We start from the raw sequence: 21,310 nt of genomic DNA, 5'->3' as shown, positions 1-21,310 counted from the left end.
TCGCGGTGGCCTTGTTGTTTCCGGTATTGGTGCTGGCGTCAGCGTTATCTAAGCGGCAGCCACCAACCCACATTTCTCGCAGAGCGGCTCTTATACCCCCAGCCGGTCGCGCAGGGTGTACCAGGCAGCGCCCGCGGCGGTGAAGGGGATGCGGAACAACCGACCACCCGGGAAGGGGTAGTGAGGCAGTTTGGCAAAGGCATCGAAGCGCTCCGCCTGACCACTCAGCACCTCCGAGAGCAGCTTGCCAGCCAGATGGGTGCAGGTGACGCCGTGGCCGCTGTAGCCCTGCATGTAGTAGATGTTGGGGCCGATGCGACCAAATTGCGGCAGCCGCGACAGGGTGAGCAGGAAGTTGCCGGTCCAGGTGTACTCCACCTTGACGTCGGCCAACTGCGGGAAAGTCTTGAGCATCTTGGGGATGATCAGCCGCTCGATATCCGCCGGATCCCGCGCGCCATAGACCACGCCGCCGCCATAGATCAATCGGTGATCGCCGGAGGTGCGGTAGTAGTCGAGCAGGTAGTTGCAATCCTCCAGACAGTAGTTCTGCGGCAAGAGTGAACGGGCCCGCTCCTCTCCCAGCACTTCGGTGGCGATCACCTGGGTGCCACAGGGCATGCTCTTGCTGGCCAGTTCCGGCACCAGATTGCCGAGGTAGGCATTGCCCGCCACCACCACAAAGCGCGCCTTCACCGCTCCTTTGGCGGTCTTGACCAGCGCCGGCTGACCCGGGGTGATACTGGTGACGGCGGATTGTTCGAAGATCTGCCCCCCCAGCATGCGGATGGCTTCCGCCTCCCCCAACGCCAGATTGAGGGGGTGAATATGACCGCCACTCTTGTCGAGCAGAGCGCCGACGTAGCGATCGCTCGCCACCACCTCGCGCACCCCCTTGGCATCGAGCAGCTCCAGCTGGTCGTTGCCCCACTTCTGCCAGCGGGCGTATTGGGATTTGAGCTCGTGCAGCTGCTTCTCGGTCTCGGCGGCAAAGACACCGCCCTCCTGCAGATCGCACTGGATGTTGTAGCGCTTGATCCGCTCGCGGATGATCTGCCCCCCCTCAAACAACATGGAACCGAGCAGCCTGGCCTGATCCGGCGGGCAGTTCGCTTCTATGGTGTCGATGTCGCGGCTGTAGGAGTTGACGATCTGGCCGCCGTTGCGGCCGCTGGCGCCAAAGCCGACCCGGGCGGCTTCCAGCACCACCACCTTGTAGCCCTTCTCTACCAGATGCAGCGCGCTGGAGAGGCCGGTATAGCCCGCCCCGATGACACAGACATCGCACTCCAGCTGCTCGGTCAATGTCGGATAGGGCGCGTGTTGATTGGCGCTGGCTGCGTAGTAACTGTTTACATGTTCGGTCATGATCCCTGTTTCCTTACCGGTTCGGTTGCCAAACTACTGCCTAGATTAAAAGCTCGCCGGAGTGTGGGCGCTGACGATGCGACAGGTCTCCCCCGACGGATTGCTGAAGCTGTGGGGCTCGCCGGTGTCGATCACATAGCTGTCGCCCGCCTCCAGCGGATAACTCTGGCCCGCCACCGTCAGGATCACCGACCCCTCCAGCACGGTGCCGACCTCCTCCCCCTGATGGGTCACCTGACCGCCGGTGTCGGTGCCGGGGGGATAGGTCTCCAGCATAAAGCCGAGCTGGCGGCGGTTGTTGCCGTTGTGCACCAGCTTGAGGGAGACCCCCTGACTGCCCAGCTCGATAAGCTGATCAGCCTTGATCACCACCTCCGGAGTGCGGCTCTCCTCCTCGGCGAAGAAGCGCGACAGCGGCAGGCCGTAGATGGTGAGCAGCTTTTGCAGGGAGGCGACCGAGGGGCTCACCTTGTCCTGCTCGATCATGCAGATGGCGCCGTGGGTCAGGCCGCTCAACTCGGCCGCTCGCCGCTGGGAGAGCCCCAGCTGATGGCGCACCGCCGCCAGCCGTTCCCCCATGGTGCGCGCCCCGGCATCAGCCACACTCAACGGTCGAGCCACGCCCTCCCGGCTCTGTGGCCCGCTCATGAAAGGCCCCCTGCTGCGCCATCTCTGCATCCTTGCATCATCAGCCTCTCCTGCTTGCGCGTGATCGCATCGGATCAGGCGCAGCCTGTTTACCCTGCTGGTTAAAATAGCCGACCAGCTTTCCCTTGCCGTTCACTATGTTACACAGCACAGCCGTTCATTATTTTGCACACCTGATTTACCATCTCCCGGTCGTCTGCCCACTTACAGCCTGCAAGCGAACCGGAGAAAGCGCGCTACACAGCCCATTTTCTAGCATGGCGCCCCCCAGCAATTCAAATATATTTAACACTTGAAAAACATTTCAGCTCAAATTATGGTCTTCCTGTGCTTATTATTTTATACGGCAGCGGCGCAGGAAGGGTCGGCTCACTCCGGCAACCAGCTGCTCTGACCCACACTCGAGGCTTCTCATGTCAGGAACAACATCCCACTCCAGCTTGATCACATCCCGCGCCTATATAGATGGACAGTGGTGCGAGGCCGCCAGCGGCCGCACCTTCGAGGTCACCAACCCCGCCAGCGGTGCCGTCATTACCCAGGTGCCCGACATGGATGCCGAGGATACCCGCCGCGCCATCGCGGCCGCCCACGCGGCGCAACCCGCCTGGGCGGCGCTGACCGCCAAGGAGCGCAGCAACAAGCTCTACGCCTGGTTTGCCGCCATCACCGCCCACAGCGACGAGCTGGCCCGCATCATGACCTGCGAGCAGGGCAAGCCGCTGGCGGAAGCAAAGGGCGAGGTGGCTTACGGCGCCAGCTTTATCCAGTGGTTCGCCGAGGAGGGCAAGCGCGCCTATGGCCGCACCATCCCGGGCTTTAGCGGCGATCGCCGATTGGCCACCATCAAGCAGCCGGTCGGGGTCGTCGCCGCCATCACTCCGTGGAACTTCCCCATTGCCATGATCACCCGCAAGGCGGGCCCGGCGCTGGCCGCCGGTTGCACCATCGTCATCAAGCCCGCCGCCGAGACGCCGCTCTGCGCGCTGGCACTGGCGCTGCTTGCCGAGCAGGCGGGCATCCCCGCCGGTGTCATCAATATCGTCACCAGCCATCAGGCGAGCGCGGTGGGCAACGAGCTGTGCAGCAATCCGGTGGTGCGCAAGCTCTCCTTCACCGGCTCTACCCGCATCGGCAAGCTGCTGATGCGCCAGTGCGCCGACACCATGAAGAAGCTGTCGCTGGAGCTGGGCGGTAACGCCCCCTTTATCGTCTTTGACGACGCCGACCTCGACGCCGCCGTGGCAGGGGCGCTCGCCTCCAAATACCGCAACGCCGGGCAGACCTGCGTCTGCGCCAACCGCATTCTGGTGCAGGCCAGCGTCTACGACGCCTTTGCCGAGAAGCTGACTGCCGCCGTCAAGGCTTTCAAGGTGGGAGATGGCATGGCGGAAGGCACCCAGATCGGCCCGCTTATCAACCCGGCTGCCGCCAGCAAGGTGGCCGAGCTGGTGCAGCAATCGGTCGCCGCCGGTGCCGAAGTGCTGCTGGGGGGCGAAGCTCACCCCGCCGGCCCCCTCTTCTACCGCCCCACCATTTTGGGCAAGGTGGATAAAACCAACCCCATCCTGCAGGAGGAGATCTTCGGCCCGGTGGCTCCGCTGGTGCGCTTCGAGACGGAAGCCGAGGCCATCGCCATTGCCAACGACACCCCTTATGGCCTGGCCGCCTACTTCTATGGCCGCGATATCGCCCGGGTGTGGCGCGTCGCCGAACAGCTGGAATACGGCATGGTCGGCATCAATGAGGGGATCATATCCACCGAGCTGGCTCCCTTTGGCGGCATCAAGGAGTCGGGGTTGGGCCGGGAGGGTGCCGCCGAGGGGCTGGAGGAGTATCTGGAGACCAAATACCTCTGCTTTGGCGCCATTCGCTAGGGCAGTAGAGGGCTAAAGCATCGTATTCATCGATGCTTTAGCCGCAAGATTCATCGCTTTTACAGATAGATACAGACGTTCACCCGAGGCGGCAAGGGGCGAAATTTGGCCTGCGCTGCCTCCCAAGAGTGCTTCTGCAACACACACCACACGCCGCCGATCTGGCCCTATGGGCTAATTGGCGGTGATGGGCGCCAAATCGCCCGCCACATTTTCAGGGAATATCCGGGGCTGCGGCCCCTCAGGGAGGAAAGATGAGTCAGTCAGAATCAAACAAGGCGTGGCAAGCGCGCCGCGAAGCGGCCGTGGTCAACGGCGTTGGCACCCTGCTGCCGGTCTTTATCGACCGCGCGCAAAATGCCGAGCTGTGGGATGTGGAGGGCAACCGCTACATCGACTTTGCCTCCGGCATCGCCGTGCTCAACACCGGCCACAACCATCCGAAAGTGGTGGCAGCGGTGCGCGAGCAGCTGGAAAAATTCAGCCACACCTGCTTTCAGGTCACCCCTTACCCGGGCTATATCGAGCTTGCCGAAAAACTCAACGCTCTGGTGCCCGGCCCGACCCCGAAACGCACCCTGTTTCTCTCCACCGGCGCCGAGGCAGTCGAGAACGCCATCAAGATTGCCCGCGCCCACACCGGTCGCAGCGGCACCATCGCCTTCAAGGGGGGCTTTCACGGTCGTACCATGATGGGGATGGCGCTCACCGGCAAGGTGGTCCCCTACAAGACCGGCTTTGGCCCCTTCCCGGGGGAGGTCTACCACATCCCCTTCCCCGCCGATTATCTCGGGGTGAGTGAAGAGGATGCCCTGCACGCCCTCGAGCTCTGCTTCAGCGCCGACATAGAACCCTCCCGCGTTGCCGCCATCATTATCGAGCCGGTACAGGGCGAAGGGGGCTTCTATCCCGCCTCCCCGAGCTTTATGCAGAAGCTGCGCAGCGTCTGCGATCAGCACGGCATTCTGCTCATCTGCGACGAGATCCAGAGCGGCTTCTGTCGCACCGGCAAGACCTTCGCCACCGAGTATGCCGGCATCGAGCCGGACATCATGACCCTGGCCAAGAGTCTGGCGGGCGGCTTCCCCCTGTCAGCCGTGGTGGGCAAGGCGGAGATCATGAACTCGGCCAAGCCGGGTGGTCTGGGTGGCACCTATGCCGGTTCACCCATCGCCTGCGCCGCTGCGCTGGCCGTTTTACAGGTGATCGAAGAGGAGCAGCTCAACCAGAAAGCGCTGGATCAGGGGGAGCAGATCAAGGCGGGGCTGGAACGCATAGCCGAGCGTTTTGACTGCATAGGTCAAATTCGCGGCCCCGGTGCCATGGTGGCCATGGAGCTGGTGAAACGGCGTGATGCCAGTCAGCCCGACCCCGACCTTACCAAACGACTGGTGGCCGAGGCGGGCAAACGCGGTCTGGTCCTGCTCTCATGCGGGGTGCGCGCAAATGTCATCCGTTTTCTCGCCCCCCTGACAGCCCCTGCGGCAGTGATTGACGAGGGGCTGCAACTCCTTGAAAAATCACTGGAGGCCGTGCTGGCCTGACCAGCAGGAAAGTGACCACTCACCTGTGCAAATAAATGCAATTTTGCCCCCTTTTTTTCTTGTCAAGGGGGCCCTGCAAATGCACAATGCGCCGCCACTGAAAGAACCGATGTAAAACAATGGCATCGGTTCTTTTTTAGACAGTGAACAAACCCATAAACGAGGCCGGATCACCCCCGGAAAAGATAGCGAGATTGGCAGCAATCTCCCGACACCAAGTCTAGTGAGGAACAACATGGGGCATCTCAATGCTTTCCAACCGGCCATGGCCGGTGTGCGCCGCCCTGGCGCCCTTGATTCCCGGGCCTCTCTCCCGGTTTCGTTGATGGACCGTGCCACTCTGGCACTGCATGAGGAACATGCATAATGGCGGCCCAGCAGGTTGGTCTGAAAAAGACCCTCAAACTGTGGCAGGTCGTGGTTATGGGACTGGCGTACCTCACCCCTATGGCGGTGTTCGACACCTTCGGTATCGTTACCGAGATCACCGAAGGCCATGTGCCGACCGCCTACCTGTTTGCCCTGATCGGCATGCTGTTCACTGCCCTGAGCTACGGCCATCTGGTGCGCAAGTTCCCGTCAGCCGGCTCTGCCTATACCTATGCCCAGAAGGTGTTTCACCCCTATGTCGGCTTTATGGTGGGCTGGACCTCCCTGCTCGACTACATGTTCATGCCGATGATCAACATGCTGCTGGCCAAGATCTATCTGGAAGCCCTCTTCCCGAATGTAGAGCCCTGGACCTATATCTTCGGTCTGGCGGCGGTGATGACCGCCCTCAACCTGCGCGGCATCAAGCTGGTGGCCAACTTCAACAGCCTGATCGTGGTGATGCAGTTCAGCATCATCGCCATCTTCATCGGCCTGATCGCCTGGGGCGTTCACAATGGTGAGGGGCTGGGGACAGTGGCCAGCAGCCGTCCCTTCTTCTCCGAGCAGATCCAGGTGTCACCGCTGTTGATGGGGGCCTCTATCCTCTGTCTGTCGTTCCTCGGTTTTGATGCCATCAGTACCCTGTCGGAAGAGACCCCGGACGCGGATCGGGTGATCCCCCGCGCCATCGTGCTGACGGCGCTGATCGGCGGTGTGCTGTTTGTCACCACCTCCTACTTCCTGCAGCTCTACTTCCCGGACATCTCCCGCTTCCAGCATCCGGATGCGGTACTGCCGGAGATCGCCCTCTATGTCGGCGGCAAGCTGTTCCAGGCGGTGGTGCTGGTCTGCACCACAGTAGCGGTGCTGGCCTCGGGGCTCGCCTCCCACGCCGGTGTATCGCGCCTGCTCTACGTGATGGGTCGTGATCGCGCCCTGCCTGCCCGCTTCTTCGGCTACATCCATCCGAAGTGGCAGACCCCGGCGTTCAACGTGCTGCTGGTCGGCCTGCTGGCCCTCTCTGCGGTATCGCTGGATCTGGAGATGGCGCTGGCGCTGATCAACTTTGGCGCCCTGGTGGCCTTCACCTTCGTCAATCTGGCGGTGATTGCCCACTTCTATGTGAAGCTGGGCCGCAACAAGTGTCTCAAGGACCACCTGATGTACCTGCTGCTGCCGCTCTGTGGCGCCGCCTGCATCGGGGTTCTGTGGCTCAACCTCGAGCCCTCCTCCTTCGAGCTGGGGCTGATCTGGGCGGCGCTGGGGGCCATCTACCTGTTCCTGCGCCTGACGGTGTTCCGCATCCCGCTGCATACCGCCGACAAGGTGGAGATCGCCCAGTAACCGCTGGCGCCCCTCCCCCCGATAGCGAACAAGGAGCCTGCGGGCTCCTTGTTGCTTTTGCGGCGCTCTGATTGCCAGCAGCACGGGTTGCCAGATATGCGGTTTCTGCAGGAAGTGTGACTGATTTCAAATAACTACCCAGCCGGACTGCTCCCCGGGCCATGGCCCGAGCCGTGTTGCCTTCTATCCTCAGTCATTAATGTGAATGGATATGCAATAGATCTTTTTCCACTTCCCCCCCTCCCATCCCCCGCCAACCGATAAGATCGCTGGACTCGAGCCCGGGGGGACGCCGGCAAATATGATCAGGATCAATGTTGAGGCGCTATGCACCCTGCAGCCCCGATTTGCCGATTTTTCATACGCCACGACAGGGTTCTCTTCCCCCCCGAAAAAGGGGGAGCGGCTCGGGGACGGCTGCAGGGGGCGAGTGACCACTTACCTGCCCCGTGCGTATGCAAAAAAATGCGTTAATCTGCCCTTTTTTGCTTGTCAAGGGGGCTGACCGAATGCACAATACGCCGCCAATAAAGGACCGATGTTCACTGCGACATCGGTTTTTGTATTTTTGAAGTGCAGTACAAACCCACCACAAGAGGCCGGAACGTTTCCGGAAGTGATATTCGAGATTGCCAAACAATCTCCCGACGTTGAGAGGATAACAATGGGGCGTTTTAATGCTTTCCTGCCGGTACAGCCCGGTATGCGCCTCCCCGGCGCCCTTGATGTACAGGCTTGCGAATCCATCGTATCCCTGCGCTCGTTGCAAGCACGTGCTGCGGCACTGGTTGAGGAGAAAGCGTAATGGCATCGCAAAACGCCAAGCTGCTCAAGACCCTTACCCTGACACAAGTGATTGTGATGGGTCTGGCCTATCTGACCCCCATGGCTGTCTTCGACACCTTCGCCATCGTCGGTGACATCACCGATGGCCGGGTCGCCACCGCCTATCTGCTGGCTCTGGGTGGCATCCTGCTCACCGCTCTCAGCTACGGACATCTGGTACGCAAGTTCCCCTCTGCGGGCTCTGCCTATACCTATGCCCAGAAGGTGTTCAACCCCTACGTCGGTTTCATGGTCGGCTGGTCATCCCTGCTCGACTACATGTTCATGCCGATGATCAATATCCTGCTGGCCAAGATCTACCTGACCGCCATGTTCCCGGGCGTCGAGCCCTGGGTATTCATCTTCGGTCTGGTGACCGTGATGACCTTCCTGAACCTGCGTGGCATCAATCTGGTAGCCAACTTCAACGGTCTGATCGTGGTGATCCAGCTGGCCATCATCACCCTCTTTATCGGCCTGATGGCGTGGGGCATCTATCACGGTGAAGGGGCTGGCACCCTGATGAGCAGCCGTCCGTTCCACTTCGAGTCAGCACAGCTGGTACCGCTCTTCACCGGTGCCACCATCCTCTGCTTCTCGTTCCTGGGCTTTGACGGTCTGAGTTCCCTCTCCGAAGAGACCCCGAACGCTGGCAAGGTGATCCCCAAGGCGATCGTGCTGACTGCCCTTATCGGCGGCATCATCTTCGTGGTGGTCTCTTACTGCCTGCAGCTTTACTTCCCGAGCCTCTCCCGCTTCCAGCATCCGGATGCGGTACTGCCGGAGATCGCCCTCTACGTTGGCGGCACCTTCTTCCAGTCCGTGGTTCTGGTCTGCACCACGGTCGCGGTACTGGCCTCCGGCATGGCGGCTCACGCCGGTGTCTCGCGCATCCTCTACGTGATGGGGCGTGATCGCATGATCCCGGAGCGGGTGTTTGGCTACATCCACCCGAAATACCGTACTCCGGCCATCAACGTGCTGATGGTGGGCGGTCTGGCCCTCTCCGCCGTGTCGTTTGATCTGGATACCGCGCTGGCGCTGGTCAACTTCGGCGCACTGGTGGCGTTCAGCTTCGTCAACCTGTCGGTGATCGGTCAGTTCTGGGTGCGCGAGAAGCGCAACAAGACTCTCAAGGACCACATCGTCTATCTGCTGATGCCGCTGCTCGGCGCCGCCACCATCGGTGCACTCTGGATCAACCTGGAGCAGAGCTCGCTGGAGCTGGGCCTGATCTGGGCTGGCCTCGGCGCAACCTATCTGTTCCTGCGTCTGGCGGTGTTCCGCATCCCGTTCCGTCAGTACGAAGAAGCAGCTGACGCCTGATCCTTTGCGGATAACGGATAGACAGAAGGGGAGCCATGGCTCCCCTTTTTGCTGCCGGTCTGTGGCCGGTCACACGGGCTTGGGCCCGGTCTGCTTACTGCTTATCCAGTACGGCGGTCGCCGCAGCCTTGAGCGGATCGCGAGCGATGGTCTTGGCATCCTGCTCCGCCTTGTGCAACTGCTGGTTTGCCTTGTCCATCTTCTGCTGCATACCGTTGCCGCTCTCCTTGAGGTCGGCACGCTTCTCGCCCAGCAGGTCGTTGCGGCCTTTTTGCACCTCAGCTTTCACCTTCTCTTTCTCCTGCTTCACCAGCTTGCTGGTATCACAGTTGCCCTTGACCCCCAGAGTGGCATTCACCGCTTCGTTTTTGAGGGCCTTGTCGAGGTTGCAGTCGGTTTTCAATAGGCTGGCCTGTGCCCCTGCCGAGAGCAGCCCCAGCGACAGAGAGAGGATCCATGCACGCATCATCTTGTTTACTCTTGCTTGCCAATAAAGGGGCGCAGTGTAGCGATCACATTCCGGCTGACAAGGCGGCAGTGCTTTCGCCCCCCCTTTTGCCACCCCAGAGCCAACCGGCTCGGTCAGCGCCTGTCGCCGCAGTTCGTCGTCATAAAAACATCATCGAAATGTCACGTTGTCATATTTCTGTCATTAACCATTGATTAAATGCGCGGGTCATCAACAACCCAAGACGGAACGACCGTCTCAAGAGGCTTTATGCAACACCATCACTCCTTGTCACAGCCGCCCGCGACCCGCGCCCTGTTCAACTGGATGAGTGTCATCGTACTGGTCTACCTGATCCTGGTTGCCGTGGGCGCCATCTCCCACGGCTTCAAAGATTTCTCCGGCGGCGCCGAGGGCGCAGCCCAGATCTTCGCCTTTGCCAACAACCCCTTTGTCGCCCTGCTGCTGGGTATTCTCGCTACCGCGCTGGTGCAATCCTCCAGCACCGTCACCTCGGTGATCGTCGGTCTGGTGGCTGGCGGCCTGCCCATCAGCATGGCTATCCCCATGGTCATGGGTGCCAACCTCGGCACCACCATCACCAACACCATCGTCTCCATGGGCCATGTGCGGGATCGCGCCGAGTTCCGCCGCGCCTTCGCAGCCGCCACCGTGCACGACTTCTTCAACCTGCTGGCGGTGTTCATCTTCCTGCCGCTGGAGCTGATGTTCGGCCTGCTGCAACACAGCGCCGAGTGGCTGGCCAACCTGCTGGTAGGCTCCGCCAACATGTCGATGAAGGGCATGGATTTCATGAAGCCGCTGACCGCACCGGCCCAGCAGCTGATTGACAGCGCTGTTGCCTTCCTGCCGGGCAAGGGTGCCGCCATCGCGACCATCGTCATCGGTATCCTGCTGATCCTCGCCTGCGTCACTTATCTGGGCAAAGTGCTGCAACAGGTACTGGTTGGCCGTGCCAAAGAGGTGCTGCACAAGGCGCTGGGCCGTGGCCCGCTGACCGGCATCACCTCCGGTGCGCTGGTGACCATTATGGTGCAATCCTCCTCCACCACCACCAGCCTGATGATCCCGCTGGCCGGCGGCGGCGTGTTCAGTACCCGTCAGCTCTACCCCTTCACCCTGGGGGCCAATATCGGTACCACCATCACCGCCCTGCTGGCTGCCACCGCCATCAGCGGAGCTGGTGCCCAGCTGGCCCTGACCATCGCGCTGGTCCACGTGCTGTTCAACCTCTTTGCCGTAGTCATCATCTATGGCATCCCCTTCCTGCGCGACCTGCCGGTGCGCGCCGCCGAGGGGCTGGCCCGGGTAGGCAGCGAGAACAAGCTGCTGGCTCTGGGTTATGTGACGGGTCTCTTCTTCGCCCTGCCCGCCCTGATGATGGTGGCCGCCAAGTAAGCGCCGCCGCCATGACAAGGGGCGAGTCACCGACTCGCCCCTTTTTGCGTCTGCGTCTCCGAGCTTTGCCTGCCCGCTCACATCCTCCCGCCCTGTGGCTCGCCATCAGGGACGGTGCGCGATAAGATGGCGCCCTCATTGCACTTTTTACATTTCATGGAACAGGAAAAACCGATGAAATTCATACTGATCGCGCTGCTCATCGCCGGTGTGGCCTACTACTTCTACTCCAGCAGCAACAACAAGAAGCTGGCGGCCGACAACGTGCGGATTGGCGCCGAGTTCCTCGCCAGCAACAAGGAGAAGCCGCTGGTGACCACCACCGCCTCCGGCCTGCAGTACGAAGTGCTGACCCCGGGCACCGGCACTGTTCACCCCACCGCCACCAGCAAGGTGAAGGTGCATTACGAGGGCAAGCTGCTGGACGGCACCGTCTTTGACAGCTCGGTCGCCCGTGGCGAGCCCATCGAGTTTGGCCTCAATCAGGTGATTGCAGGCTGGACCGAAGGGGTGCAGCTGATGGTGGAAGGTGAGAAGACCCGTTTCTACATCCCTGCCAACCTCGCCTACGGCGACCGTGCCGCTGGCAAAATCCCGCCGGGATCAGTCCTGATCTTTGATGTGGAGCTGCTGGGTATCCAGTAAGCGCTCCGTCACGCTCCATCAGCAACAAGGCCAGCATTATGCTGGCCTTGTTGCTATGGAAACCTCACTCCCCCTTGGCGATCCCTTCCCGGCGCGGATCCGCTGCGCCAAACCAGCCGCCAGTGTTGCGCTCAACCCCCTGCAGGCCGGAGGTCTGCTCATTCAGTACCACCTCATGTCCCCTCGCCTTCAATCCCTCGACCACCGACATGGGGGTGCGTCCCGCTTCCAGCTCGGTGGGGCCGTTGCGGCTGCCAAAGTTGGGCAGGTTGATGGCCTGTTGCAGGTTCAGGCCCCAATCCTGAGTGCCGAGCAGGGTCTTGCCCACGTAGTTGATGATGGCGGAGCCCCCCGGCGAGCCCAGTGTCATGGTCAGCTCGCCGCTTGGCTTGTCAAACACCAGCAGGGGTGACATGGAGGAGCGTGGCCGCTTGCCCGGCTCCACTCGGTTTACCACCGGCAGACCGGCTGCATCCACCGAGGTGAAGGAGAAATCGGTGAGCTGGTTGTTGAGCAGGTAGCCGTTGACCATCTGACGCGATCCGAAACCATCCTCGATGGAGCTGGTCATGGAGATGGCCATCCCCGCCTTGTCGACGATCGAGACATGGCTGGTAGAGGGGAGTTCCGGAGTCGCATCCTTGCCGCGCGCCAGCGCCAGTGGCGGCGTACCGGGCTTGGCAATCCCCATGGAGAGCTGACCGACAAGCTTGCCGCGCTCGGCCAGATAGCCCTTGTCCAGCAGCCCCTGCACCGGCACGCTGACAAAATCGCTGTCGGCGACGTACTGGTTGCGATCGGCGAAGGCCAGACGCGCCGCTTCGCTGTAGAGGTGGATAGCCTCGCTGGAGGCAGCCAGTCCCCCCTCCTTCGTAGTGATCGGCTTGAGGGCTGCCATATCGCGGCTCTCCAGCATGCCGAAGATCTGGCCGAGCGCCAAGGTGCCGGACGAGGGAGTGGGGAAGCCACAGATCTTGCTCTGGCGATAGTCAAAGCAGAGGCCATCCCGCACTTTGGCCTGATATCTGGCCAGATCGGTGGCCGCCAGTACCCCGGGGTTGGTGGGATGCTGGCGTACCTTGGCCACCATGGCATCCGCCAGCGGCCCCTGATAGAAGGCATCCGCCCCCTCTGTAGCCAGAGTGCGCAGCACCTTGGCCAGCGCCGGGTTGGTCAGCCGGGTACCCGTCGTTTTGGGGCTGCCATCTGCCTGATAGAAGTAGGCTCGCGCCTGCGGATCCCGTGCCAGATAGGGATCCTTGGCCAGCAATGTGGCCAGCCGTGGACTTATCACAAATCCTTGTTCTGCCAGCGTGATGGCGGGCTCGAACAGCGCAGCCCAGGGCAGCTTGCCATAACGCTGATGGGCCAGCGCCAGGGCGCGCAAGGTGCCGGGAACGCCGACCGAGCGGCCCCCGACCACCCCGTCATAAAACGCCAGCGGCTTGCCCTCTTGCAGGAACAGCTGGTCGGTGGCGGCAGCCGGCGCCGTCTCGCGGCCATCCACTGCACTCACCTTGTGGCCATCCCACACCAGCAGCAGCGTCCCGCCACCGATCCCGGAGGATTGCGGCTCCACCAGCGTCAGCACCAGCTGCACCGCAATGGCGGCATCGACGGCACTGCCACCGGCCTTGATGATTTGGTAGCCCGCATCCACCGCCAGCGGGTTGGCGGCCGCCACCATGAAGTCATGGCCCTGCCAGCCCTGTTTGTCGGTCCAGCCACTGGCGGCTTCGGGTGCGATCAGGGTCTGGACTGGCGGGGTGTAGTGAAAGCCGTTGTCACTGGCACAACCGGCCAGCAGGGCAAGGGCGATAGCGAGCCCCAGAGGTTTGCGCAACATGACACTCTCCTTGTCTGTTTTATGACCATGAAGAGGGACTATGTCACTATTGGCGCTGACAGCTCAAGTTATTGAACAAGATCAATATCTTACTCATCTATCAATAATGGCAATCCGTAATAGATATAAAAAAACCGCCCGAAGGCGGTTTTTTTCAATCAGGCAGAGCCAGTTCGCTTAGATGGACTGCTCTTCGCCACCCAGGGCGGCAAACAGCGCCGGGATAAACTGGGAGAGTTCGGCGGTCACCAGCGCGAAGTCCGCATCCAGACGGGCGGCCGGATCTTCGCTGGTGACGTCGTCGTTCTGCTCGCGCAGCTCTTCGCTGAATTTCAGACGCTTGATGGAGAGATCATCCCCCAGCACGAAGCTGACAGTCTCGCCCCAGTTGAGGGCCAGCTTGGTCACCAGCTTGTCGTTTGCCAGATGGTTCTTGATTTCATCCGTCATCAGATCCTGCTGCTTGCAGCGGATGATGCCGCCGTGCTCCATAGCACTGCGCAGCTCGGCTTCATCTTCCAGCGTGAAGGAGGCGGGCAGGTTGCCCTCGTTCAACCACTCGGTCATGGTGATCTCCGGCGGGTTCTTGAGAGCCACCGGCACCACCGGCAGGGAGCCGATGGATTTGCGCAGCAGCGCCAGCAGATCGTCTGCCTTCTTGGCAGAACCTGCGTCCACCACCATCAAATTGTCGGCCGGATTGATCCAGGCGAAGGTCTGGCTGGTACGACTAAAGGCACGAGGCAGCAGGGTGTGGAGGATCTCCTCTTTCAGCGCTTCCTTCTCTTTCTTCTTGAGGGCGCGTCCCTGTTCGAACTCGATCGCCTCTACCTTCTCGGCCAGCATCTCCTTGACCACGGTACCGGGCAGCATCTTCTCCTCTTTGCGGGCGCAGATGAGGATGTGGCCGGAGGCAGAGTGAGTCAGGGTTGAGCCGAATTTGCCAAGGGGCTTGACCCACCCGAAACGGGAGATGTCCTGACTGCCGCAAGGGGTGAAGGCACAGGCTTCCAGCTGGGTTTCCAGCTGATCAACGGTCAGGTCAAAGGGGCGGGTAAAGCGATAAATCTGCAGGTTTTTAAACCACATGGCGTCCTCGGTCTCTAGATTGTCCGGCGGGCATTGTACTAGAGAGGCGCTTTGTGATCAGCCAATCATTCTCGCTAAATAAAGGGCGATCGACCTCACAGGGTCTCATTTATGTCACCGGTTTGTTCATCAAGTTCTCCTAGACTGCGAAAGTAAATTGTTAATAAGGATGAAGGTATGTTGCGGCCCAGTCGCCCGGAAGACATGGAAGAGATCGTCGAAATCTGGTTGCTGGCCTCCCTGCAGGCCCACGATTTCGTCGATGCCTCCTGCTGGTGGCAGGCCCAGGAGGATCTGCGTACCCGCTATCTCGATCGCGCCGCCATCTGGGTGTTCGAGGAGCGCGGCGATCTGCTCGGTTTCATGGCACTGGTGGACAACTATCTCGCCGCCCTGTTCGTGCGCCCCGACCGTCAGGGGCGCGGCGTCGGCCACGCCCTGCTGCAGGAGGCCAAGCGTCAGGGAGCGTCGCTCCACGCCCGGGTCTTTGTCGAGAACGATCAGGCGGTGCGTTTCTATCGCCGCCACGGCTTCGTCATTGAGGCCGAGGAGTCCGATCCCCTTACCGGCCACCCCCAATACCGGATGTGCTGCGAACCGGCCTGAATCGATGCCAGCCCCCTGTTTTACTTGAAAAAAGCACGGGGCATCCTCATCTTGTCCTCATCGGGTGCCACAGGCACCGTCCCTGCAACCGGGCTGCTTTCCAATGAAAATCCTCCATACCGCCGACTGGCATCTTGGCCATCAACTGCATGGTCATGACCGCCGTTTTGAACACGATGCCTTCCTCGACTGGCTGAGCGACACCCTCAAGGCGCGCGAGATCGACGCCCTGTTGGTGGCGGGCGATCTATTTGATACCGCCAATCCCCCCGCCAGCGCCTGGCAACAGCTCTACCGCTTTCTGGCCAGACTGCGCGCCGAAATGCCCCGCCTCAACATGGTGCTGATCGGCGGCAACCACGACTCCCCCTCCAAGCTCGATGCCCCCCACGAGCTGCTGCGCGCCTTTGATCTGCATCTGGTGGGCAGCATCAGCCGCGACAGTGAGGGCAAGCTCGAGACCGACCGCCTGCTGGTACCGCTGCAAGACAAGGAGGGCAACATTGCCGCCTGGTGCGCCGCCGTGCCGTTCCTGCGCAGCAGCGATCTGCGGGTGGAACAGCTGGCAGAAGGGCAGGACCGGCTGATCGAAGGGGTTCGACAGGTCTACGCCGAGGTGCTGGCCGAAGGGCGCGCTCGCTGCGGGGAGGCGCTGCCGCTCATCGCCATGGGCCACGCCTATCTGGCTGCGGGCCAGCTCTCGGAGCTGTCGGAGCGGCGGGTGCTTGGTGGCAACCAGCACGCCCTGCCTGCCGAACTCTTTGCCGGTGCCGACTACACGGCGCTCGGCCACCTCCATCTGGCCCAGAGCCCGGCCGAGGGGGTGCACTACAGCGGCTCGCCGCTGCCGCTTTCGCTTGCCGAAGCCAACTACAACCATCAGGTGCTGGAGGTGACCTTTGCAGAAGGCAAACTGACCGGATTGGAGCGGATCCCGGTGCCCCGCGCGGTGGAGATGATCCGCCTGCCCCAGAGCACCCTCGACGACGCGCTGAACGCCATCGCATCGCTCAAACTGCCTGATTGTCCACAAGAGGCACAACCTTTCCTCGAAGTGCGGCTGCTGCTGCCCAAGCCCGAAGCCCGCATCCGCGAACGGATTCTGGCGGCCATCGCAGACAAGCCGGTACGCCTAGCCCGCATCAGCACCCAGTATCAGGGCTCGGGAGAAGGACTGGCCGATGGTCGCGAGCGGCGCAGGCTCGATGAGCTCTCCCCCACCGAGGTGTTTCGCCTCTGCTATCAGCGCCAGTTCGAAGGGGAGCCCGAGGCTGGGTTGGTTGCCTCGTTTGAAGAGATCCTGGAGCAGGTGAAGGAGCCAAACCAATGAAAATCTTGTCTCTGTCAGGTGAGAATCTGGCCAGTCTGACCGGCCCCTTCACCATCGACTTTACCAAGGGGGCGCTCGGCGCCGCGGGTCTGTTTGCCATCACTGGCAATACCGGCGCCGGCAAGAGCACCCTGCTCGACGCCATTTGTCTGGCCTTATACGACGAGATGCCGCGCTTTATCGCCAATCGCAAGAACGTGGCCGAAGTGGGTCGCATGGATGATGAAGAGAAGCTCAAGGCCAACGACGTGCGCGGCATTCTCAGTCGCGGTCACGCCAGCGGTTTTGCCGAGGTGCAGTTTCGTGGCTGCGATGGTCGCATCTGGCTGGCCCGCTGGGCGGTACGCCGGGCGCGAAACCGCTCGGAGGGGCGTTTTCAGGCGCAAGAGCGCACCCTGACCGATGTGGAGTCCGGGCAGGTCTTCTCCGGCAGCAAGCGGGAGCTGCAGGATCGCATCGACGAGCTGGTGGGTCTCTCCTGGGAGCAGTTCCGCCGCGCGGTGATCCTGCCGCAGGGGGAATTTGCCGCCTTCCTCAAATCGGATGCCAACGAGCGCTCCGCTCTGCTCGAACGGATGACCGGCACCGAGCTCTACTCCGCCATCTCCATCCAGACCTATGAACGGGCGCGGGAAGAGCAGCAGAAGCTGGCCACCATCGCCCAGCGCCTCGGCGACGTGGCGCTGATGGACGAGGCCACCCGCGAACAGTGGGTGAGCCAGCAGGTGAGCCTCTCCACCACCCTCAAGCACGAGCAGCAACAGCAGCAGCTGATGCAGGACTTGCGCGACCTCAACAGCCGCATCGCAGCCCAGTTGCAGGGCTGCGCCGAGGGGCAGGCGGCGCTCGATGCCGCCCTGCAGGCCCACGGCGCCGCGGCCCCCGAGCGCGAGGAATTTGCCCGTGCCGAACAGGCCCAGGTGGCCCGCGCCGATCACGACGAGCTGGCCCGCCTCACCCTTGAGGTACAGCAGCAGGAGAAAGTGATCGCCGAGCTGGTACCAGAGCTGGCCAAACTCGAGGAGCAGACCCAGCAGAGCGCGCTGACCGAACAGCAGCTGCTGGCGGAGAAGATCGCCGCCGAGCGGGAATGGGGTGCCCTGCAACCCGAACTCAAGCGGGCACAAGAGCTCGATACCCGCATCAGGGAGAAAGTGCAGCAGTTGCAGAAGATCCAGCAGGAAGGGGCACAGGAGCGAGAAGTGCAACTCACGCTGGAGCAGGGCTGGCGCGAGCAGAACCGACAGGTGGAGCTGCTCAAGCAGCAGCACCAGCAGTGGGGGCTCTGGCTCGAAGAGCACAAGGAGCTGGCACCGGTTGCCCGCCAGTGGCAGCCCCTGCTCACCGCCATGCAGGATTGGGCCGAGGATGCCGACAAGCTGCAACAGCTGCTCACCCTGCGGGATCACAAGCTGCGCGCCCTGCAACAGTTGCAGCGCCAGCTGGAGCAAGGTCAGCAGGAGCGTGACTACTGGCAACATGAACAAGCTCGGCTGCAACAGCAACAGAACGAGCTGCAGGAGCAGCAGTGGGAGAGCCGCCTCGCCAAGGCGCAGGAGCAGTGGCAGCAGCAGACCGAACAGCTGGGTCAGCTGCGCCAGCTGCTGGAGCTGGCCGACTATGGCCGCAACCACGGCGAACAGCATGGCCGCTTGCAGCAGGAGATTGCCCAGCTGGAGCAGGCCCTTGGCAAGCTCGCCACCCTAAGCGAAGAGCTGGCCCCCGCCCGCGAGCGGCTCGCCCTGCAGCGGGATGAGGCGCGCCACGCGCTGGAGCAGTCCCGCGCCATCGCCAGCTTCGAGCAGTATCGCCATATCCTGAGCGATGGCGAACCTTGTCCGCTGTGCGGTTCCGGGGAGCACCCCTACAGCCAGAGCCAGCCCCAGGTAGCGGGGATCCTGGGTCAGCTGGCGGAGCGGGCCCGCAGTCTGGAACTGGAGTGGGAGCGGCTCAACCATCAATACATTCAGTGCGAGAGCGAGCGTCAGGAGCTGGCCCGCCAGCTGGCGGTGCGTCAGCAACATCTGCCGGAGCTGGAAACCCGCGCCGAGCAGCTGACCCTGCGCTGGCAACAGCTGAGGGGCGATACCCTGCTCGGCCATCCGCTGCCGCTGCGCCAGAGCCCCATTGAGTGGAACGAGCTGATGAGCACCCTGCTTGGCCGTGGCCAGGCGCTGGAGCAGGGGCTGGCCCACAGCCAGCAGCAGCTGCGTCAGGCCCAGCTTGGCCAACAACAGCTGCAAGGGGTGCGTCAACAACTGAGCCAACTGGCTGCCCAGCACCAGCAGTTTGACCTGCAGTGGCAGGAGGCCGACCGCCAGCGCATCGCGCTGGAAGGGGAAGTGAAGGGGATGGGCGAGCAGGAGGCGACCCTGCGCCAGCGCCTCGAACAGGGTGCCCACCGCCTCGATGAGCAGATGGGGGGCCAACCGTGGCGCCAATGGCTCGGCAGCCAGCAGTGGCACGAGTGGCAGCGAGCCTGCGAAGCCTGGCTGCACGGCCAGAGCGAGTGGGAGCGGCTGGCCAGCGAGATCGCCAGCCTCACCCCAGCACTAAGTGCGCAGGAGGCGCGCCTGCAGACCCAGCGCGAGCTACTGCACAAACTCGAGCGGGACTACAAGGAGCACGAGCAGCAACGGCAGGGGCTGCTCACCAGCCGCAGCGGTTGTCTCGGTGGCGAGGAGATCCCGCTGGTCGAGAGCCGCTGGCAGCAACGACTGCAACAACTCGCCAGCGAACTGGAGCTGATGCAAAGCGGCGCCCGCGCTCTGCAGGAGCGGCAGACTGAACTCAAGACCCGCCTCACCCATGTGGAGCAGGAAAAGCAGACCAGCAGCCGCCGCAAGCGGGAGGTGCTGGGGCGCTGGGCTGCCCACGCCAGTACCCTCGGCATTGCCGAGTACGACCTGCGCCGTCTGCTCGCCATCAGCCCCGATGAACTCAAGGCTCGCCGCTCTGCCCTACAGGGGCTGGAAGATGCCCTTGGTGAGGCGCGCACCCGCCTTGCCGAGCGGCAACGGGCGCTGGCACTGGAGGAGAGCAAGCGGGATCGCTATCGCGAGCATCACCCCGAGCTGGCTGCCCTGCCGGATGCAGAGCTGAGCGAGCAGCTGGTGGCGCTCGATGCCCGCTGTCGCGCCCTTGAAGAGCAGCTGTTCGAGTGCAAGAGCAAGCTGGCACAGGCCGAAGCCGCCGCTCTCAAGGCGGGTAGCCTGCAACAGGAGCTGGCCGCCCAGCAGGCGGTGGCCGACCACTGGCAGCAGCTGTGCGATCTGATCGGGCAGGCCAACGGCGCCAAGTTCCGCACCTTCGCCCAGAGCCTCACCCTCGAGCGCCTGTTGCTGGAGGCCAACGCCCAGCTCGCCGAGCTGTCGCCGCGCTATCGGCTGGAGCGGGTACCCGGCACCGATCTGGCGCTGCAAGTGGTGGATCTCGACATGGGGGATGAGGTGCGTTCGGTGGACTCCCTCTCCGGTGGCGAGAGTTTTCTGGTGTCGTTGGCGCTGGCGCTGGCCCTCTCCAGCCTCTCGTCACGGCAGACCCAGGTCGAGTCGCTGTTTATTGACGAAGGGTTTGGCACCCTGGATCCGGACAGTCTGGATCTGGCGCTCGCCAGCCTCGACTCCCTCCAAGCCGCCGGTCGCCAGATCGGGGTCATCTCCCACGTCCAGACCCTGGTGGAGCGGATTGGCGTGCAGATCAAGGTCGAAGCCCTCGGCGGCGGCGAAAGCCGGGTGGTGGTCCCCTGAGTAGCATCAGTTCCATCACCAATACCATCGGCTCAACCCCCACACCGTAAACAACAAGACCCCGCCAATTGGCGGGGTCTTGTTGAGAGGCAATCAGCCGAAGCGGTAGGCGCCCATATAGAGGCTGCCGCCATCCCAGCTCTCGTGCAGCCGGGTCGGCGCCACACCATCGGCCGCCCCCAACGCCACAAAGAGCGGGCGCAGGTGGTCGTCGTGGGGATGGGACTCCACCGCGCCTGGAGCCTGCTGGCGATAGTCGAGCAGCGCCAGCCGATCCTCATCGGCCATCTTCTGCTCCAGCCAGTCGACAAACTGGCTGGCCCACTCCGGCACCGGCGAGCCTTCCGGTGCCAGCGCCCGCAGGTTGTGGGTGATGGCGCCGGAGGCGAGGATGCCAATCCCCTGACTACGCAGTGCCCCCAACACCTCTCCCAGTTGCCACAACTGGGCCGGAGTGAAGCTCGCGGGAATGGAGATCTGCACTAGCGGGATCTCGCTGTTTGGGTCGATCAGGGAGAGCGGTGACCAGACCCCATGGTCCAGCTCGCGCCGCACCGGGGTAGCGGTCAGTCCGGCCAGTGCCAGCTGGTCGCTCACCCCCTGCAGCAACCACTCGGGGCTGCTGGCAGGCCAGCGCATCCGGTAGAGGGGCTCGGGGAAGCCGTAAAAGTCGTACATCAAGGCCGGTTTGGGCTCGACGTTGATCTGCAGCTCGCGGCTGAACCAGTGGGCGGAGATGACCACCAGCCCCTTTAGCTCACCCAGACGCAGGGTTCGCAGAAAGCGGGTGGCGGGTTGCTCACGCAGCACCAGATCCGGTGCGCCGTGAGAGATAAACCAGACGGGGGCGAGGGACATAAAGCAGACTCCAACA

Annotated in this window: 16 protein-coding genes; 10 read left to right on the top strand and 6 right to left on the bottom strand. The window is 62.5% G+C overall.

Annotated features, from left to right (window positions below; all coding sequences use genetic code 11):
* Nucleotides 1–90: 90 nt before the first annotated feature.
* Both AACT07_RS01125 and puuR read right to left on the bottom strand, forming a co-directional pair.
* The gene (locus tag AACT07_RS01125) at nucleotides 91–1,368 is read right to left on the bottom strand and encodes an NAD(P)/FAD-dependent oxidoreductase (protein ID WP_069526346.1); all 1,278 of its coding nucleotides are present in this window, start codon (nucleotides 1,366–1,368) and stop codon (nucleotides 91–93) included.
* A gap of 45 nt (nucleotides 1,369–1,413) precedes the next feature.
* Nucleotides 1,414–2,016 (bottom strand): HTH-type transcriptional regulator PuuR, encoded by a 603-nt coding sequence (puuR, locus tag AACT07_RS01120; RefSeq protein ID WP_069526345.1) that lies wholly within the window; start codon nucleotides 2,014–2,016, stop codon nucleotides 1,414–1,416.
* 413 nt (nucleotides 2,017–2,429) lie between these two features.
* Here puuR and AACT07_RS01115 point away from each other — a divergent pair, with 413 nt between their 5' ends.
* The 5 genes from AACT07_RS01115 to AACT07_RS01095 all read left to right on the top strand — a co-directional run bounded on the left by AACT07_RS01115 (nucleotide 2,430) and on the right by AACT07_RS01095 (nucleotide 9,304).
* Complete coding sequence (locus tag AACT07_RS01115; protein ID WP_069526344.1) at nucleotides 2,430–3,893, top strand: NAD-dependent succinate-semialdehyde dehydrogenase; 1,464 nt, start codon at nucleotides 2,430–2,432, stop codon at nucleotides 3,891–3,893.
* Nucleotides 3,894–4,147: 254 nt separating this feature from the next.
* Nucleotides 4,148–5,437 (top strand): 4-aminobutyrate--2-oxoglutarate transaminase, encoded by a 1,290-nt coding sequence (gene gabT, locus AACT07_RS01110; RefSeq protein WP_069526343.1) that lies wholly within the window; start codon nucleotides 4,148–4,150, stop codon nucleotides 5,435–5,437.
* A gap of 366 nt (nucleotides 5,438–5,803) precedes the next feature.
* A complete protein-coding gene (locus tag AACT07_RS01105; RefSeq protein ID WP_005359067.1) occupies nucleotides 5,804–7,153 on the top strand; it encodes an APC family permease in 1,350 nt (449 codons plus the stop codon).
* Nucleotides 7,154–7,817: 664 nt separating this feature from the next.
* Nucleotides 7,818–7,958, top strand: coding sequence for a hypothetical protein (locus AACT07_RS01100; protein WP_171902751.1), 141 nt, complete (start codon nucleotides 7,818–7,820; stop codon nucleotides 7,956–7,958).
* Nucleotides 7,958–9,304: an APC family permease gene (locus tag AACT07_RS01095; protein WP_069526341.1), complete on the top strand. Its 1,347-nt coding sequence runs from the start codon at nucleotides 7,958–7,960 to the stop codon at nucleotides 9,302–9,304. The genes AACT07_RS01100 and AACT07_RS01095 overlap by 1 nt, the downstream gene beginning before the upstream one ends.
* Before the next feature lie 94 nt (nucleotides 9,305–9,398).
* Here the strand turns inward: AACT07_RS01095 and AACT07_RS01090 are convergent, their stop codons facing one another.
* Nucleotides 9,399–9,773 (bottom strand): hypothetical protein, encoded by a 375-nt coding sequence (locus AACT07_RS01090; protein ID WP_005359057.1) that lies wholly within the window; start codon nucleotides 9,771–9,773, stop codon nucleotides 9,399–9,401.
* A 249-nt stretch (nucleotides 9,774–10,022) separates the two neighbouring features.
* Here AACT07_RS01090 and AACT07_RS01085 point away from each other — a divergent pair, with 249 nt between their 5' ends.
* Together AACT07_RS01085 and AACT07_RS01080 are read left to right on the top strand one after the other, a co-directional pair.
* Complete coding sequence (locus tag AACT07_RS01085; protein WP_005359054.1) at nucleotides 10,023–11,171, top strand: sodium:phosphate symporter; 1,149 nt, start codon at nucleotides 10,023–10,025, stop codon at nucleotides 11,169–11,171.
* A gap of 174 nt (nucleotides 11,172–11,345) precedes the next feature.
* Nucleotides 11,346–11,816, top strand: a complete 471-nt coding sequence (locus AACT07_RS01080; RefSeq protein WP_005347462.1) for an FKBP-type peptidyl-prolyl cis-trans isomerase — start codon at nucleotides 11,346–11,348, stop codon at nucleotides 11,814–11,816.
* Nucleotides 11,817–11,880: 64 nt separating this feature from the next.
* Here AACT07_RS01080 and ggt read toward each other — a convergent pair whose 3' ends face one another.
* Nucleotides 11,881–13,662 carry a gamma-glutamyltransferase gene (gene ggt / locus AACT07_RS01075; RefSeq protein WP_069526340.1) on the bottom strand — a complete coding sequence of 594 codons (1,782 nt, stop codon included), beginning with the start codon at nucleotides 13,660–13,662 and terminating at the stop codon, nucleotides 11,881–11,883.
* Between the two features lie 177 nt (nucleotides 13,663–13,839).
* Nucleotides 13,840–14,751: a recombination-associated protein RdgC gene (gene rdgC, locus AACT07_RS01070; RefSeq protein WP_005347467.1), complete on the bottom strand. Its 912-nt coding sequence runs from the start codon at nucleotides 14,749–14,751 to the stop codon at nucleotides 13,840–13,842.
* A 177-nt stretch (nucleotides 14,752–14,928) separates the two neighbouring features.
* Here rdgC and AACT07_RS01065 point away from each other — a divergent pair, with 177 nt between their 5' ends.
* From AACT07_RS01065 to AACT07_RS01055, 3 genes are all read left to right on the top strand, one after another.
* On the top strand, nucleotides 14,929–15,357 hold the full coding sequence (locus AACT07_RS01065; RefSeq protein WP_005338252.1) for a GNAT family N-acetyltransferase: 429 nt from the start codon (nucleotides 14,929–14,931) through the stop codon (nucleotides 15,355–15,357).
* A gap of 103 nt (nucleotides 15,358–15,460) precedes the next feature.
* A complete protein-coding gene (locus tag AACT07_RS01060) occupies nucleotides 15,461–16,687 on the top strand; it encodes an exonuclease SbcCD subunit D C-terminal domain-containing protein (protein ID WP_069526339.1) in 1,227 nt (408 codons plus the stop codon).
* Complete coding sequence (locus AACT07_RS01055; protein WP_069526338.1) at nucleotides 16,684–20,436, top strand: AAA family ATPase; 3,753 nt, start codon at nucleotides 16,684–16,686, stop codon at nucleotides 20,434–20,436. Before AACT07_RS01060 ends, AACT07_RS01055 begins: the two co-directional genes overlap by 4 nt.
* A gap of 93 nt (nucleotides 20,437–20,529) precedes the next feature.
* On the opposite strand, the gene AACT07_RS01050 is transcribed toward AACT07_RS01055, so the two are convergent.
* Nucleotides 20,530–21,294 carry a DODA-type extradiol aromatic ring-opening family dioxygenase gene (locus AACT07_RS01050; RefSeq protein ID WP_069526337.1) on the bottom strand — a complete coding sequence of 255 codons (765 nt, stop codon included), beginning with the start codon at nucleotides 21,292–21,294 and terminating at the stop codon, nucleotides 20,530–20,532.
* Nucleotides 21,295–21,310: the final 16 nt, after the last annotated feature.

Source organism: Aeromonas sp. ANP5 (assembly GCF_963870295.1).
GTDB lineage: Bacteria > Pseudomonadota > Gammaproteobacteria > Enterobacterales > Aeromonadaceae > Aeromonas > Aeromonas veronii.
The sequence above is the reverse complement of the archived record's forward strand: the minus strand, read 5'-3'. Positions and strand labels throughout refer to the sequence as shown.

Coding starts and splice junctions, on each gene's coding strand:
- AACT07_RS01125 (WP_069526346.1), bottom strand. CDS start 1,368: ATGACCGAACATGTAAACAGTTACTACGCAGCCAGCGCCAATCAACAC.
- puuR (WP_069526345.1), bottom strand. CDS start 2,016: ATGAGCGGGCCACAGAGCCGGGAGGGCGTGGCTCGACCGTTGAGTGTG.
- AACT07_RS01115 (WP_069526344.1), top strand. CDS start 2,430: ATGTCAGGAACAACATCCCACTCCAGCTTGATCACATCCCGCGCCTAT.
- gabT (WP_069526343.1), top strand. CDS start 4,148: ATGAGTCAGTCAGAATCAAACAAGGCGTGGCAAGCGCGCCGCGAAGCG.
- AACT07_RS01105 (WP_005359067.1), top strand. CDS start 5,804: ATGGCGGCCCAGCAGGTTGGTCTGAAAAAGACCCTCAAACTGTGGCAG.
- AACT07_RS01100 (WP_171902751.1), top strand. CDS start 7,818: ATGGGGCGTTTTAATGCTTTCCTGCCGGTACAGCCCGGTATGCGCCTC.
- AACT07_RS01095 (WP_069526341.1), top strand. CDS start 7,958: ATGGCATCGCAAAACGCCAAGCTGCTCAAGACCCTTACCCTGACACAA.
- AACT07_RS01090 (WP_005359057.1), bottom strand. CDS start 9,773: ATGATGCGTGCATGGATCCTCTCTCTGTCGCTGGGGCTGCTCTCGGCA.
- AACT07_RS01085 (WP_005359054.1), top strand. CDS start 10,023: ATGCAACACCATCACTCCTTGTCACAGCCGCCCGCGACCCGCGCCCTG.
- AACT07_RS01080 (WP_005347462.1), top strand. CDS start 11,346: ATGAAATTCATACTGATCGCGCTGCTCATCGCCGGTGTGGCCTACTAC.
- ggt (WP_069526340.1), bottom strand. CDS start 13,662: ATGTTGCGCAAACCTCTGGGGCTCGCTATCGCCCTTGCCCTGCTGGCC.
- rdgC (WP_005347467.1), bottom strand. CDS start 14,751: ATGTGGTTTAAAAACCTGCAGATTTATCGCTTTACCCGCCCCTTTGAC.
- AACT07_RS01065 (WP_005338252.1), top strand. CDS start 14,929: ATGTTGCGGCCCAGTCGCCCGGAAGACATGGAAGAGATCGTCGAAATC.
- AACT07_RS01060 (WP_069526339.1), top strand. CDS start 15,461: ATGAAAATCCTCCATACCGCCGACTGGCATCTTGGCCATCAACTGCAT.
- AACT07_RS01055 (WP_069526338.1), top strand. CDS start 16,684: ATGAAAATCTTGTCTCTGTCAGGTGAGAATCTGGCCAGTCTGACCGGC.
- AACT07_RS01050 (WP_069526337.1), bottom strand. CDS start 21,294: ATGTCCCTCGCCCCCGTCTGGTTTATCTCTCACGGCGCACCGGATCTG.